This window comes from Arminella tubonensis (genome assembly GCF_003240585.1).
Classification (GTDB): Bacteria; Pseudomonadota; Alphaproteobacteria; order Rhizobiales; family Rhizobiaceae; genus Rhizobium; species Rhizobium tubonense.
The window spans coordinates 23,629-37,769 of sequence record NZ_PCDP01000064.1 but is presented as its reverse complement, the minus strand read 5'-3'; the positions used below and the strand labels follow the sequence as shown (position 1 = coordinate 37,769).

Annotated in this window: 13 protein-coding genes; 6 read left to right on the top strand and 7 right to left on the bottom strand. The window is 56.8% G+C overall.

Features of this window, described 5'->3' with window-relative positions; all coding sequences use genetic code 11:
- The first annotated feature begins 106 nt into the window (after positions 1–106).
- The 3 genes from katE (at position 107) to CPY51_RS27495 (ending at position 3,765) form a co-directional block, all read left to right on the top strand.
- Complete coding sequence (gene katE, locus CPY51_RS27510; RefSeq protein WP_111163410.1) at positions 107–2,245, top strand: catalase; 2,139 nt, start codon at positions 107–109, stop codon at positions 2,243–2,245.
- 25 nt (positions 2,246–2,270) lie between these two features.
- Complete coding sequence (locus tag CPY51_RS27505) at positions 2,271–2,846, top strand: hypothetical protein (protein WP_146260179.1); 576 nt, start codon at positions 2,271–2,273, stop codon at positions 2,844–2,846.
- A 676-nt stretch (positions 2,847–3,522) separates the two neighbouring features.
- Entirely contained in the window at positions 3,523–3,765 is a 243-nt protein-coding gene (locus CPY51_RS27495) for a hypothetical protein (protein WP_111163407.1), read from the top strand.
- A gap of 454 nt (positions 3,766–4,219) precedes the next feature.
- On the opposite strand, the gene CPY51_RS27490 is transcribed toward CPY51_RS27495, so the two are convergent.
- The 3 genes from CPY51_RS27490 to CPY51_RS27480 are packed head-to-tail and all read right to left on the bottom strand — an operon-like array spanning position 4,220 to position 5,643.
- Positions 4,220–4,840, bottom strand: coding sequence for a glutathione S-transferase family protein (locus tag CPY51_RS27490; protein ID WP_111163406.1), 621 nt, complete (start codon positions 4,838–4,840; stop codon positions 4,220–4,222).
- Positions 4,833–5,318, bottom strand: a complete 486-nt coding sequence (locus CPY51_RS27485) for an SRPBCC family protein (RefSeq protein ID WP_111163405.1) — start codon at positions 5,316–5,318, stop codon at positions 4,833–4,835. The genes CPY51_RS27490 and CPY51_RS27485 overlap by 8 nt, the downstream gene beginning before the upstream one ends.
- Positions 5,299–5,643 carry an ArsR/SmtB family transcription factor gene (locus CPY51_RS27480; protein ID WP_111163404.1) on the bottom strand — a complete coding sequence of 115 codons (345 nt, stop codon included), beginning with the start codon at positions 5,641–5,643 and terminating at the stop codon, positions 5,299–5,301. The genes CPY51_RS27485 and CPY51_RS27480 overlap by 20 nt, the downstream gene beginning before the upstream one ends.
- Positions 5,644–5,807: 164 nt before the next feature.
- Between CPY51_RS27480 and CPY51_RS27475 the strand changes: the two genes are divergently transcribed.
- Positions 5,808–6,110: a hypothetical protein gene (locus tag CPY51_RS27475; RefSeq protein ID WP_111163403.1), complete on the top strand. Its 303-nt coding sequence runs from the start codon at positions 5,808–5,810 to the stop codon at positions 6,108–6,110.
- Between the two features lie 970 nt (positions 6,111–7,080).
- Here CPY51_RS27475 and CPY51_RS27465 read toward each other — a convergent pair.
- Together CPY51_RS27465 and CPY51_RS27460 are read right to left on the bottom strand one after the other, a co-directional pair.
- Positions 7,081–7,476 carry a low affinity iron permease family protein gene (locus CPY51_RS27465; protein WP_111163401.1) on the bottom strand — a complete coding sequence of 132 codons (396 nt, stop codon included), beginning with the start codon at positions 7,474–7,476 and terminating at the stop codon, positions 7,081–7,083.
- A 639-nt stretch (positions 7,477–8,115) separates the two neighbouring features.
- Positions 8,116–9,168: a LacI family DNA-binding transcriptional regulator gene (locus CPY51_RS27460; RefSeq protein ID WP_244598802.1), complete on the bottom strand. Its 1,053-nt coding sequence runs from the start codon at positions 9,166–9,168 to the stop codon at positions 8,116–8,118.
- 110 nt (positions 9,169–9,278) lie between these two features.
- Here CPY51_RS27460 and CPY51_RS27455 point away from each other — a divergent pair, with 110 nt between their 5' ends.
- Positions 9,279–10,115: a phytanoyl-CoA dioxygenase family protein gene (locus CPY51_RS27455; RefSeq protein ID WP_111163400.1), complete on the top strand. Its 837-nt coding sequence runs from the start codon at positions 9,279–9,281 to the stop codon at positions 10,113–10,115.
- 211 nt (positions 10,116–10,326) lie between these two features.
- Here the strand turns inward: CPY51_RS27455 and CPY51_RS27450 are convergent, their stop codons facing one another.
- Positions 10,327–10,932 carry an ATP-dependent Clp protease proteolytic subunit gene (locus CPY51_RS27450; RefSeq protein WP_195909635.1) on the bottom strand — a complete coding sequence of 202 codons (606 nt, stop codon included), beginning with the start codon at positions 10,930–10,932 and terminating at the stop codon, positions 10,327–10,329.
- Positions 10,933–11,422: 490 nt separating this feature from the next.
- On the opposite strand from CPY51_RS27450, the gene CPY51_RS27445 reads away from it, so the two are divergent.
- Positions 11,423–11,650 (top strand): hypothetical protein, encoded by a 228-nt coding sequence (locus CPY51_RS27445; protein ID WP_111163398.1) that lies wholly within the window; start codon positions 11,423–11,425, stop codon positions 11,648–11,650.
- 1,000 nt (positions 11,651–12,650) lie between these two features.
- Here the strand turns inward: CPY51_RS27445 and CPY51_RS27435 are convergent.
- Positions 12,651–13,526, bottom strand: a complete 876-nt coding sequence (locus CPY51_RS27435) for a c-type cytochrome (RefSeq protein WP_111163396.1) — start codon at positions 13,524–13,526, stop codon at positions 12,651–12,653.
- Positions 13,527–14,141 lie beyond the last annotated feature (615 nt).

Sequence of the window (14,141 nt, the reverse complement as noted above, 5' to 3'; positions counted from 1 at the left end):
GAGGCTTCTGCACGATGCCGATAGGTCTAGATAAAAATTCGACCGCAGGGGGAACATCAGCGGCTTTCAGAGCTTCAGAACTGTTACCCCTGTTCGGAGATTTCCCATGGCCAAGAAGACATCCAAAACATCGGCGCCTACGGCGAACACATCGCCTTTAGACAACGTAACCATCCACGACCAAAAACTTCGCCGCGGCGAAGGCGGCGAGCTTCATCAGATTGCCGAAGACGGTGCGCCCGTCCTGACAACGGCGCAAGGCGGTCCTGTTACCGACGACCAGAATACGTTGCGCGTCGGAGCGCGCGGGCCAGCCCTTATCGATGACTTCCATTTTCGTGAGAAAATCTTCCACTTCGACCACGAGCGCATTCCCGAACGGGTCGTTCATGCCCGCGGCTATGGCGCCCACGGCTATTTCGAGACGTACGAGTCCTTAGCGGCCTATACCAGAGCTGATCTGTTCCAGCGACCCGGGGAGAAGACACCGGCGTTCGTCCGTTTCTCCACCGTTGCCGGGAGCAAGGGATCGTTCGATCTTGCGCGTGACGTCCGCGGTTTTGCCGTGAAGATATACACTCAGGAAGGCAATTGGGATCTGGTCGGCAACAATATCCCCGTTTTCTTCATTCAGGACGCCATAAAGTTTCCAGACATGGTCCATGCGGTAAAGCCCGAACCGGACAGGGAGTTTCCTCAAGCGCAGTCGGCGCATGACAATTTTTGGGACTTTATCACCCTGACACCCGAGAGCATGCATATGATCATGTGGGTGATGTCTGACCGGGCGATCCCCCGTTCCTTCCGCTTCATGGAAGGCTTCGGCGTTCATACGTTCCGCTTCGTCAATGCCAAGGACGAATCCACTTTTGTCAAATTCCATTGGAAGCCGAAGCTTGGCCTTCAGTCAGTCGCGTGGAACGAGGCGGTCAAAATCAATGGCGCGGACCCCGACTTTCATCGGCGCGACCTGTGGCAATCGATCCAAGCGGGGAATTATCCTGAGTGGGAACTATGCGTGCAGCTCTTCGATCAGGACTTCGCCGATAGTTTCGACTTCGATATCCTTGACCCGACCAAGATTATTCCGGAGGAAATCCTTCCCGTCCAGCCGATCGGCCGGCTTGTCCTCGACCGCATGCCGGACAACTTTTTTGCCGAAACCGAGCAAGTTGCGTTCATGACGCAGAACGTCCCGCCGGGCATCGATTTCAGTAACGACCCCCTGCTGCAGGGCCGCAACTTCTCCTACCTCGATACCCAACTCAAGCGCCTCGGCGGTCCGAACTTCACCCATATCCCGATCAATGCCCCGAAGTGTCCCTTTGCGAATTTTCAGCAGGACGGCCACATGGCGATGCGCAATCCGGTCGGCCGAGTGAACTATCAACCGAATTCATTCGGCGAGGGCCCTCGCGAATCTCCGCTTAAGGGATACCGGCATTTTCCTTCGGAGGAACATGGTCAGAAGGTCAGATTGCGACCCGAGAGCTTCGCCGACCATTATAGCCAGGCCCGACAGTTCTACGTCTCGCAGACACCGCCCGAACAGCGGCACATCGCGATGGCTCTCATTTTTGAACTGAGCAAGGTTGAAACGCCGGTTATCCGGGAACGTATGGTATCTCATCTATTGAATATCGACGAAACGTTAGCGAGCAAAGTCGGCAATGCCCTCGGCTTCTTATCAATGCCGAAGCCCGCCGATGCGGCAATGCCAACGCGACAGGATCTCGATCCCTCGCCCGCTCTCAGCATCGTGGAACGCGGACCAAAGCGGTTCGAGGGCCGAAAATTGGGTATTCTTGTAACTGATGGCGCCGACGGCGAAATCTTCAAAGCCTTGCTGGCTGCGGTAACGGAGCAAAAGGCCGTGGTCGAGATCATTGCACCGAAGGTCGGTGGAGCGACGCTATCAGACGGAAAACATATCGAGGTGCATCACATGATCGATGGGGGACCGTCGGTGCTTTTCGACGCCGTCGTCCTGTTGCCATCGGCAACAGGCGTTGCCGATTTGGTGAAGGAAGCGGCCGCCCGGGACTTCGTCGCGGACGCCTTTGCCCATTGCAAGTTCATCGGTTACGTCGACGCGGCTCTTCCGTTAATGCACAAAGCCGGGATCGCCCATGCCATGGACGAGGGCACGATCAACCTCGGCGGCCCAAGAGACGCTCCCGCGTTCGTTCAAGAACTCGGCAAGCTCCGCATTTGGGCGCGCGAGCCGTCAGTCAAACTGAATTGACCGCGATTAATTGGGCCCGGCCCCGTTGGCCGGGCTCATCGTTGCTCCTGCGAAAGGATTGAATTTGGTAGGCGCATGCAAAGAGTTTCTGACGGAAATGGCCGCATTGATCGAAGTGACAAGGTATGCGCGTGGCTCCGCCTGGAAATTTGGGTTTCTAGCTCGCAGGGGCGTCTCCTATTTTCTGCATAGCGATCATCGTTCGCCTAGGGGCTACAATGGTCAGACCATCGATATGAAAACCGGCGTTTGCCGCCGACCGGACTTGACTGCAATCGCGTTCGCAGCAGAGCACTTCCAAAAGAACAGCAGCATGGGCGTCTATGTCGGAGCCGCGGATCCGATCGATGAGATCGCGAAGCGATTTTATGCCGCTTTTCCAACAGAGGCGGTTCCGGAGTTCTGCCAGATAAGTTTCGATCGGCCAACGGACGATCAGCCGGACAATTCGATGAGGGAATATACCAATCTGATTTTTGTTGGGTTTTCCGAAAGGCCACAGCAGGGAAAATGGGGGGAGCTGGCAAATATGGGGCTCGATCATGCCCTGCCGGCCTTTTCCAGTCACTGGTGTTCTAGACGGATATATTTGTCGGGCTAGGTTGCAACCCGGGATTTACCGTCTCGACATTGGCGCGCGGAATGAATCGACCATTTCGGTATTTTATGCCGCCGCATCAAGAAACGTTTGTTTTCGCAGAATTAGCTCCGCGCTCCTCCACTTCACGTTTGGCCCCGCCCGTCCCATAGAGCGGGATTCTTCGCGCACGTCTAGTTGGCGCCTGAAAGGCCAAGCCCATCCCTTTGCCAAGGCCTGCACTCGATTTCCGCAATCTGCTGGGGATGGAACCAACTCGTGACCTTGAGGTTCGAAGTGAAAGAGGAAACTGAAGATGAACCAGCCAATGGAACATATTACAAACGATCAGGCCCCGCGGCCAAATGATAGTGGTCCTGAGAGATCCGACATCAGATTCGCGAGCAAACAGTCAACGACGGCTGTTGCGACGATGATTGTGGTCGCCGGGCTAGCAGTGCTTGCCATTGGAGCGACGTCGCGGCTCATGTGGCCCAGGCCTGTCACTGATGCGCATAGGACTTTATCGACAATAGTTCCTGGAACCGGCGCTCCTGCCGGAGCCATCGATAACGGTGCGCCTTTTGGCCAGCCATTGCAGACGGCCCCCACCAACAGATCAGAAAATAACGAAAGAGAACTGAACGGCACGCCGCAGCTGCCAAGCCGCGACGGTGCTCAGAAATAGGGAGTATGGACAGTGTCAAACTCAGATAACCCAGGTAAAAGTGGCTCTGCCTCTGTTGAACAAGACGCAGCCGGGCAATATCGAAAACTGATTAAGTCCAGTGACAACAACGGAGTTGCAAGCGCCAAGCCTCGCGTCATTACGGGTTCCGATGACGCCACTCTCAACAAGGCCCCTCCTGGCAAGAAGGCTCAAAAAGACTGGGACATAAACTACGATCCTGGCGAGATGAATGAAGGCGAATTTCGCGGCTGACTAGCTTAAAATCTTTCCCGTCCAAGGAATAGATAATGGCAAGATTGCTTATAACGCTCGCCCCCTGGTTTCAGGTTGCTGCCGAGTCTCAAACTGATAGAGCCAGGTAGCAGGTTTTTGCTTCCAAGGCGGGTGCAGACATTGGAGATTGAAGCGGCAAAGTTTGAAATGCAACGGGGCAACGCCACATGCTGACTGACCACAGCCGTCCTCCTGGAAGACCGAGCGATGGACAGCCCGTTGACCTTGTCGAGGCAACGCTGTGAGGTAGCCGATGCACAGAGCGACCGCCAATGCCTCATCGGCCCTGACTCTGCATGCGCCGCTTTTTCGGATGAAACTTCACACCCCTGATCCTGCGGTTTGGATCGGCCGGGCTTGCCAGCCGTAAATGTCGCGGCAGACTGCTAGCAGTGAAGCCGCCCCCCTTTCGGTCCGCACTGGTCGCCACCCCCTATCCTGGAAAAGGGTTTCGCCACGCTTCCAATTGTTCAAGCCGTCCATACCACGCCTCGATATGCCGGAACTCGGCGAGCGGAATCTGAGCAGCGGTCGCAAAAGGAAGTGCCGCGGCCAGTGCGAAATCGGCGACAGTCATCGTCGTCCCGAGTGCAAAATCGCGAGTAGCCAAATGATCATCGAGCACCCGAGCATGCAGTCGAAAGTTCGTCTTCGCCTCCTCGATCACTGCAACGTCGGGCTCCCCGCCCCATAACGGCTTGATCAGGTATTCAAACCACAGCGTTGCCCCGTGCCGGGTGAAATGACTGGCATCCCAACTTAGCCAGCGGAGCACGTCGATCTGCCGGTGGTCATGCGGCCAGAAATCCGATGCAACTCTGTCAGACAGCCTGCACATGATGGCATTCGCTTCCCATAAGGTCCCCCTATCATCCTGCAGCACAGGGACTTTCCCGTTGGGGTTGAGTGCCAGGAATTCTGGGGTACGCTGTTCTCCCCTCGCCAGGTCAATCCTTACGAACTCGACGTCGGCTTTAAGAAAACGAGCGGCGGCGCAGGCCTTCCGAGGATTGAGTGTCTCGCAATAATAAAGCTTCGTCGATGCCTCACTCATATTCTGGCCTGCCGGATTCAGTTCCTAGAAAAACACCCAATCGCTCGAAGCTTTGCGACCAACCGTCTTCATGACCCTTAAGTGACGATGCACTTTCAAATCCACTTTGCCGAAAGGTCATTTCCGTGCCTCCGTCGCTCTCCTTCAACGTGATGGTAACGATCGTTTCCGGGCTCCTTTCGCCGGTTCCGATCTCCCAGGCGTGGGTGAAGACCAACCTGTGAGGCGGCTCGACCTCGAGATATTTGCCGCTAACCCAGTGCTCTTCTCCATCGGGCGCTATCAGACAGGCGCGGTGTCTCCCGCCGGGCCAGACTTCAAGCTGGTCGCCCACCGCCTTGAAACCGGCAGGACCGCTCCATTGGGTCAACGCTTTCGGGTCGGTCCATGCCCTAAAAACAAGATCGCATGGGGCATCGAACCTTCGTACAATAACCAGCTCGCGGGCGTTGTCAGTTTTAGTCTCCGGATTTGTCATTTTCGTTTCCTTGTACCGTGGACAGATAGTCATCGAGACGATCAAAGTTCTGATCCCAGAAGCGCCTGTAATCGGCGATCCAATCAGAGATCTTCTTGAAAGCGTCCGGCTCAAGTTCGCGGGGACGCGAATTCGCTTCCCGGCCGGAGCGGATCAAGCCGGCCTCTTCCAGAACCTTCAGGTGCTTCGAAATGGCGGGCTGAGATAACTTAAAGGGCTTGGCGAGTTCGGCTACGGTCGCCTTGCCGTAAGCAAGCCTGCCAAGAATTGCCCTCCTTGTCGGATCGGAGAGCGCTGAGAAAAGCTCATTAAGGCCATCATCCATATATCACCAAATAGCTATATACCTATATGGCTATATTCTCGATGATATGTAAAGGCAATTTTTTGGGAGGTCGGGTTGACGAGAACGGATGGCAAGTTTCTAGGCAAATTGGAACAAACCGCAGGGGTCAATGTTCTGAAATTATGGTCCAAGGAGAAGCCGCCATGTCCCGCGCAGCAGCTGCCATCTCAATCATCGCGATCTTTGGAATATTTCATGCTCCCGTAGACGCGGCCGAGTTCCGCAAAACTCCCGGTCAGAGCGAGTCTTCCCGCTCGCAATTGCGAAAAACGCCGGATATCGGCAGCGCGAATGGCGAGATCAACACCGACCCTGCTATGACTTACAGCACTAACCGGACGAAGCCAGGCAACGCCGCCGGCACTGATTGCCGAAACGGTAATGGACAGACATATCCAAACGCCAACACCGACAACCCCCCTGGCTTTCAACCCTGCCCCGAGTGACAACATCGAACGAGGAAGTCCATGGAAGTTCGAAGTGGCGGACCCCGAAGGGGTGACGCTGGAAGTGGTGCTGATCAATTTTGAGCACCGTCCCGGCTCGGCTGCGCTGGTATGCTTTTCATTCCTCGCTGAGCATTTTCGGATTTGTCGACCGGCGCGAGTTGGACGGGACTGCCAGCGTTGGCGCTATTGTCGACCGTGCCCCGCTGCGGCGTCGACCCGGCAGACGAGCCCGCGGCCGGAGCAGCGGTTTGGGATTTGTTTGGATCGATATGCTGACCCCACATCTCCACCCCGGCCCAGCCTACGGCCACAAGTATGAGAGCTGCGACCAACACGACAAACACGGGAGTGCCGCGCTCGGCTTGCCTAGCTTCGGTGGGTGACAGGACGGGTTTATCATCTTGATTTGGCGTCATGGAGGGTGCTCTTAGGTTAGAATTATTCCCAATAACCGAGACCACTAGCGATAGTTCCTTTCCTGGCGGCGGAAGCTGTCATGGGCCAAAACTCAAGAGACACGGCACCTCGCTGAATGTCACAGGGAAACCCCCTCCGCTGGGCCCTGGCCAACGCCCCTGTCCGCAGTTGAGTGACAGCGAAATTTCTTAACCGGTTGGTCAGGGAATGCTCAAAAGCAGCCTATGGGCTGACGGCAGACGTACCGAGCTCGACAAGCTGGGAACGTACCATGTTATCAGGTTCACGCAGGGAGCCATTGACGTCCTTTGGATAGTTGGCCCAACGCGGGCGGCGATGAGCCTCTTGTGGTGATCGCAATATGTCGAGGTGCTTGAGGGAACCGACCTGCCAGCAAGGCCCGAATGGGCGCTCATTCGCGCGCTTCAGGAAGTCGGCCTCAATTGACAAGTGATCACTTCGCAAGATCCTTGACCGTTGCCCCCAGCATTGGCCGGTCGCCCTCACAACGCTCCAAAGCGGCGTGACCGGAAGGAGGTCAATTTAGTGCCTACCGTGAGGCAGCCTTTGCTTCCGCTTTGTCCTCCACCTTTTCCGCTTCCTTCATCAAGAGAGCACTCATTTCACGCAATTCCCGCTCGTCCAGCTTTTCGACCCCAACAAACTTGTTGCTCGCCTTGCTGGTCAGGATGAGTTCATCGAGTTTCGCCTGGAGTGCCTTGCCGTCGCGATTTTGGGAGTTTTGAAGGACGAACACCATCAGGAAGGTTATGATGGTCGTCCCGGTGTTGATCACAAGCTGCCAGGTTTCAGAGTAGTTGAACATTGGACCCGTGACCGCCCATACAATCACGGCTGCCAGTGCTAACATGAACGTCAAGGGCTTCCCTGACCAATTCGAGATGGCGCTTGCGAAACTGGAAAAGAAACTGGCTTTCTGTGACATCTTGCTCTCCACTTATGAGAAGCCGATAGCTCGTTGCGCAAAACGCCCGGTTTAGGCTGCGGGTTCCATTGCATTGTGCCGACAATTCTGCAGGTGCGCTGCCTTGACACCGCCGCCCTGCTGAGAATGGCCGCAGCAATCTACGGGGCCGCAATGGGTCTAGAGAGTTCAGAAAGACCAAACAGGCAAAAGCCGCTGAGGTGCTTGGCTTATCGTTGTTGAGGGCGCGTCTTGGAAGGAGCAGCGACGGGCCGCATGCCCTGTTCGACAAAGATCCGTCACTTAAAGTAGTTTGCCGTTCTTCAGAAGAAGCAACTGTCTGGGTTCAAAGCGAGGGACGTGAATGCGCAACCTGAAGCCGTAAAGGTCGCATTGCTCCCGAGCTTAGAAGTGATCGTTTTCATTGCCCGCCCATACCCAGGTCTGGAAAAGAGAGCCCGGCAATGGAGCCGGGGTCTGGCCGCGTCAATCGTGCCGGGCCCCCGAGGCATACTCGGAAATCTTCGCGCTTGACGAATTCGGCCGGTCATTCTCGACCTCTCGAGTTTCGTTCGAAACCACCGCCCCCTCGTGACGCTCTTCTGCGGAAATCGTCTGATCCTGGAAAGCGCGGTTCTCGGAGGCGGCGTCGAATTGCACTCACTCGTCTCTCCACGCTGTTGTCGCTGATGCCCGCTCGACAAATGAGCAGGCAATCCTATGGACGCGGTAACCCGTCTGGACTCGGAAGGAATCCTTTTCAAGCTGGCGAACCGCCCACCCACCCATTGCACGATGGGGCAGGTCGTTGGTCGTCAGTTGTGGCCTTAAATGGCGCGCCAGCTCGTCATCATCGTAGCCGATGACTGAGATGTCACGAGGTATCTCCAGGCCCGCGTCGCGGATCGCATCAAATGCCCCCATAGCCATCTTGTCATTCTGGCAAAAAATCGCTGTCGGCCGCTGCGGCATCGAGAGAAGCTTCCGCGTCGCTTCATAACCCGACGTCGGCGTCCAGTCCCCATCGACCACCAATCGGCTATCAAAAGGTAGGCCACCCCGCGCCAGCGCTTGCCTGTAACCTGTGAGCCGGTCCTGCGCCGCCTCCATAAAAGTCTCGCCGCAGATGGTGGCGATCCGCTTGTGCCCGAGATTGATCAATGCCTCGGTTGCGCTTCGTCCCCCGTTGACCTCGTCCGGTACAACGCAGGGAAATCGGTTGTCATTGGCATAGCAGTTGAGGAGTACGACTGGAACGGGCACGTCATGAAAAGACGGATCAAGCGCCACTCGGCGGGTAAAGATTGACATGTAGACGATGCCCTGCACATCGGCGCGCAATAGTCGATCGAGAACTCTCTTCTCATTCTCGGCCCGTCCTTGGGTTTGCCCAATAAGGATGGTGACCTCATCCTCCCATGATTCCTGACGTGCGCCCTCAATAGCATTCACCGCTTCGGGCGTTGTGGCGAGCTGATCGACGATAAATCCGATGCACCCTCCCCGCAGCTCCTGAAGAGCGGCGCGCCTGATCGGGCTGGCGGCACCGTAGCCAAGTGACCTTGCTGCATTAACGACCCTCGCCTGAAGGTCGGACGAGATTTTGATATCGTTGCTGTTGTTGAGGACCACGGACACAGTCGCCTGGGAGCATCCAGCCGCTCTGGCGACGTCCATCATTGTCGCCCTTCTTGGAACCTTCGTGACGCTCAATCTCTGTTCTCCCAATAACCGGACACTTTCTACCCTAGCTAAAGATGTTTTGCCATTGACTAATAATTATTAGTTGGGATATCTTAGCGGGGATCCTGGGAGGATGCGCCATGAATGTTCACACAACACCTAGCTACGACATCTCCGCTCATTTGGAGACACTGTCGAACGATGGCATCATCGGGCTGAAGGGAGCGTTTACCCCTGAGTGGGCGGCTGAGATGCGCGAAGACATGATGACGGCCTTCTGGTCGGCCATCCAGCGGCCGGGCGGTGCCGTCGGGCGCGGTCCAAGGCGGTGGTACGTGGAGATCCATCCTCAAGATTTTCGCGGCTTTGTCGATCTGGTCGTTAACCCGTGGGTTGTCGACATCTGCACAAACGCCCTTGGCCCCGACTACCAGATCGTGGAGATCGGCTTTGACGTCCCGTTCCAAGGCGCGAAGTATCAGCCGTGGCACCGTGATTTTCCGTCACCGGTTGAGACCTATCGCGACCGAACGCTTACATCCCTGGCGTTCAATCTGACCGGCGTCGACGTGACCGAAGACATGGGGCCATTCGAAGTCGCTCCAGGGACCCAATTTGACGATGGTCGGGACTGGAAACACGAGATGTTTCCTGACAAGGCGCTGTGGGGCCGTTTCCAGGAGAGGGCCGTGCGCAAATATCCTCGGCGTGGAGATATCTCTTGTCGGTCAGCCCTCACAGTTCATCGAGGCACAGAACATCTGTCGCCAATTGCTCGCCCGGTCATGGTCTTGGGCGTTGATGCGCCCGGCGCCGGACACGCGGCGCTCCATGACATGATGGTCACGAAGGCGTGGCATGATGCCCTGCCTGACATCGCCAAGCGGCATTTGGTCTGCCGCGTTGTCGATGAATTGGTGCCTATTGTCCAGAAACATGACATTGAGGGACTCGTCATGGGCGCCGACCCCGTTTGACCTCTGCGTGATAGCTTGGCTCCTGTGCGAGCCCTCAAAGCAGCCTCTCATCATGTGGCAGGAAACGCCCGGCAGCCGACACATATGGAGAGCGATCCCGATCTTTGTGACAAGCCCGCCGAGCAAAGTGCCAGCTCAAAGGAAAAGTGCTCAAGAGCCAATTCCGGGCATTGGCCGCTCGGAAAGACGGCGATCGTGCGTCCAGTCGGCCTTATTGCAAGATGTCTTGAATGATGTTCAGCTTAAGAGCTTCCGATGGGAACATATAGCAGTTGTTCATCAGCCTGTCGTAGAGCGCGTCCAAAGATAGCTTGCTGCCTTGTACCAACTCGGCGAAACCTTCTGCTTCCAGCTTTTCAGCGGTTTCAAGAAGGGCGAGCTGCTCACGTATGATCTGAATGTTTGCCTTCATCGGGCCATTGAGATCAATCGACTTCTCCAGTCTACGTTCGTGGATAAGTAGCACAGCGTCTTCCGTCAGAAAGCGGCTGCTGGGAGCAAATGAAGCGAAAATCGTCACTCCGGCTGAATAGACGTTTGTCTTCCCCACGCAATACGCTCCGTGGGCTCCGTGGCGGCGGAATAGCCTGATTTCCAGAGCAATCCGGCGCGCGACGTCGGCATCGCCGCCAGTGGTGTTGAGTTCCATGATGAGATCTTCGTTGCTGTCTCTGACTTCTGATAGACGGTCGAGAACGAAGGAGAGAGTGCCGTCGGTAATAGGTCCGTGGACTGAAATATTAGGTTTAAACAGGAGCTTCCGAATGTCCGGCAGGGCCGGCTGGTCTCTTGCACCGACTGGCGAGGATTGCAGCACTATACTCTCTCCCAAATGGACACAAACCTTGCAGGATGCCGCGTATGTACGGGTGACTATCTAACCCCGGTGTCAAACGGAAGTTCCTCCTTGCCGCAAGCCTTTCTTTCAAGAGATGCAAAAGTCTAACGCCACAAATCCACGGTTCGGACCGCTAGCATCAATGACTGGGGCTGGCGGCGCTCACCTTGACGATAATATCGATCCTGACGCGAGGTGGTCGACATTCGACTATGGCTGACTAAAGCAAACAGGTGAGCCTTTTTGCTCACGGCGTTCGGCTTGCTCGAAGTCGGATTGGATCGGCGCTCATTATGCCCGAGGTCGCCGCAGATCGGTCAGTTTGGCGGAATGACCCGTCGTGCAGTCTATCATCAGCGACTTCTGGCGGCGACGCCAGTTCTTCAGGGGCGGAAAGCCACCGTTTGTCCACAACTGTTCAATTGCTGGATTCCTGCTATCGTTGCGGCTTGAGCGGGGAGTTAAAGTTATGTCAGTGTCGCGTTTAATGCCGGACGGCTTCTATTGGGCGAGATCTATCAAGCACGGAGACGCCCAACTTACTGTCGTCCAGGTTTCCACCATCTTCGGAGAGGAGCCGGAATATTGGACCTTGGTCGTGCCGGGTTCAGACCAGCACCATATGCTGGTCGACTTCGAGATCATCTGTCGCGTCGACCGCCCTCAACCACAATCGATGCGTGACGCTGCCGAGTAACGTAGGAGGCAGCCGCACCCCGCCGTCTTCGGCCGGCGTTTACGGTCGCCACGCCGTTGCCCTGGACGCAGCGATGCGGGCTCCTTGGTGGCCGCCTCCCAGTTACCATCGTGACTACGGCACTGACGCGACCATCGCGACGACAAAAACAAATCCAGTCGCCGTCGTTCGAAGACAGACAGCCCATTTTGTACCGTCCATCGTGCCTCTCCTTTCAAGGATTCCAGCCCGACGGGTGCGCTTGTCTTCCAGCCGCATTGCGATCTGGGGACATTCGTATTCCGGAACCACCCACGGCTCACCTCACAGGCACGGACCCATTGTCGCCGATTGCAGCAAGGGCGTATGACTTAATCGGGCTAAATCTCACGTTGGAAATAAGCCGAACACGAAATCTTCGAGCAATCGAAGGTTGGGAAGCGCGGATGAAATTCGCTCCAGCCGGCGTGAAGACTGTAGCCCATTTGGCAGACGGCCATGATACGGCGTGTCGCGGCAATGTCCCCAAAGGCATGTCCGATACCGAGGAGTGCAACCTGTTTCGACAGGGGCGAGACGTAGAAAGGTCCTAGTGTTCCGGTCGGAATGCTGCGCGCACCCAACGCTGCTCCGGACGCAAGATCAAGCCCGTCCCAGCCTGCATTGTTCCGCCGCGCAGTGGGCGATGAACACAGTCACTCTTGCCGACGGCCGTGAGGACGAGCTTGTTGCCGTCAAGCTTTGCGCTTGTGGACTTGATGACCAAGGCGACACGATCGGGTCCCTTTGACTGACTTGGCCAATAGTCTTTGCCAGCGGGACGTGTGACGTCTTCAACTCCTAAACGAAGGCGGTCTTGGCTCAGAAAGCCAACGGCTCCGGCTAAGAGCATGCCGTATATAGCGCATGATGGCCCCCTGATTTCAGTCACCGCCGTGATGTTGCGGTCGAAAGTGCACAGCTGCCGCGGCGACCTCCCTCGCCTCTCCAAGCTGGGGTAGGAGTGAAGCAAAAGGGGCATTCATGGCTTTGGCGTCGGTCTCGACGGCAGGGTTTTGACGTAGCGAGCGATCGCGACGCGGTCCCCCTCCGGAAGCATCGACGCATTTGTGACCACATCCGACATCGAGGAACCCACTCGCCCATGAGCCGGTGTCTCCGCCGTCTTTAACATCCGAGCGATGTCCGCCTCAGACCAGTCCCCTATTCCGGCCGGCGTGATGTTCGGGACGTAGCCTGTCCCCTGCGGATCGATACCCCCTGCAAACTTGGCGGTGGGCTTGATCGCCCCGAATATATTGCGGGTGGAATGACACTCGGCGCAGTGCGACAGGGTTTCGACCAGATAGCCCCCTCGGTCATGAACACCATCCCCGGTCAGCGTGACTTGCGAAGCGCCTGGCGCGAAGAACAGCAGCTTCCACAAGCCAACCGAGCGGCGAACGGCAAACAGCACGCTTGGATGATGAGGAGGCGCGCGCCCTGAGACTGGCGTGAGGGTCTTCAGATAACTGTAAAGGTCCCTGACATCGGAAAGGCTCATGCCGGTGTAGCTGGTGTAGGGGAAAGCCGGATAGTAATGCTCGCCACGAGGGGACACGCCCGCGACAAGAGCGTTGGCGAGATCTGCGACACTCCACGTACCGATTCCGTCGGTCGGGTCCGGCGAGATGTTGGGAGGTCGGAATGTACCGAACGGGGATGAAAGCGCCAGACCGCCTCCGAGCAGCAAACGGTCCGACTGGCCAGGGGAAGCGTGGCAGGATGCACAGTCGCCGGCAAGAAATACCTCCCGTCCGTGCGTCGGGTCGCCCTCTGTCGCAAACGCAGGGTCGTCCCGCGTAAACAGGGGGCGCGGCGTGGTCAGATACCAGCACACACTTATTATGCCGATCATCCCAATCAGCAGACCCCATGCCAACCTGTGTGTCGTAATCACTCGCAAAACGGCTCCGTATGAAAGATTGCAGCAATTCAGCAATCGCAACGCCCCAAAGGATTCATCCAGACATTTGCCACCATCCATACGCCGACGCGGCCGCATTGAGCAACAACGCACCCGCGGCGGCCGGACGGGTCGGATGAATGAGAGCAAGCGCCGCTGAGACCAACGCCATAACGGGTACGATGGCGTTCATAACGGGCCGTCGAGCGCGTGGCGAGCGCCCAAATTCAGGTTGATGCGCGGCAACGTCGCCTCGTTGCTAGGCGAACAATAGGGGCGGCGAGCCCGACGCTTCCAGGCCTCTAACGAACAGGATCTTTTTCCGTCTGGCATTGTCGCCTCCTAGTTCCGCATCTTGCTGCGGTCGGCCGGCAGTCCGGCTCTCTTCGCCTTGGCGGCATGTGTTGCTGGCGCGCTCATCATCGACCGGCATCATCTGTTTTTCGCATCGTTGGGTCCTTCATGAACCGAACCCCCAGTTTGAACGTAGGTTCCCCGCTCAGACCATTCTCTCGGCGGAACATTCCTGATCACGCGTCGTTAGGTCGGTCGTGGGAGGAGGTGACT

Excerpts from the sequence above, each read along its gene's own strand:
- katE (WP_111163410.1), top strand. The coding sequence starts at position 107 with ATGGCCAAGAAGACATCCAAAACATCGGCGCCTACGGCGAACACATCG.
- CPY51_RS27490 (WP_111163406.1), bottom strand. The coding sequence starts at position 4,840 with ATGAGTGAGGCATCGACGAAGCTTTATTATTGCGAGACACTCAATCCT.
- CPY51_RS27485 (WP_111163405.1), bottom strand. The coding sequence starts at position 5,318 with ATGACAAATCCGGAGACTAAAACTGACAACGCCCGCGAGCTGGTTATT.
- CPY51_RS27480 (WP_111163404.1), bottom strand. The coding sequence starts at position 5,643 with ATGGATGATGGCCTTAATGAGCTTTTCTCAGCGCTCTCCGATCCGACA.
- CPY51_RS27475 (WP_111163403.1), top strand. The coding sequence starts at position 5,808 with ATGTCCCGCGCAGCAGCTGCCATCTCAATCATCGCGATCTTTGGAATA.
- CPY51_RS27465 (WP_111163401.1), bottom strand. The coding sequence starts at position 7,476 with ATGTCACAGAAAGCCAGTTTCTTTTCCAGTTTCGCAAGCGCCATCTCG.
- CPY51_RS27455 (WP_111163400.1), top strand. The coding sequence starts at position 9,279 with ATGAATGTTCACACAACACCTAGCTACGACATCTCCGCTCATTTGGAG.
- CPY51_RS27445 (WP_111163398.1), top strand. The coding sequence starts at position 11,423 with ATGTCAGTGTCGCGTTTAATGCCGGACGGCTTCTATTGGGCGAGATCT.
- CPY51_RS27435 (WP_111163396.1), bottom strand. The coding sequence starts at position 13,526 with ATGATCGGCATAATAAGTGTGTGCTGGTATCTGACCACGCCGCGCCCC.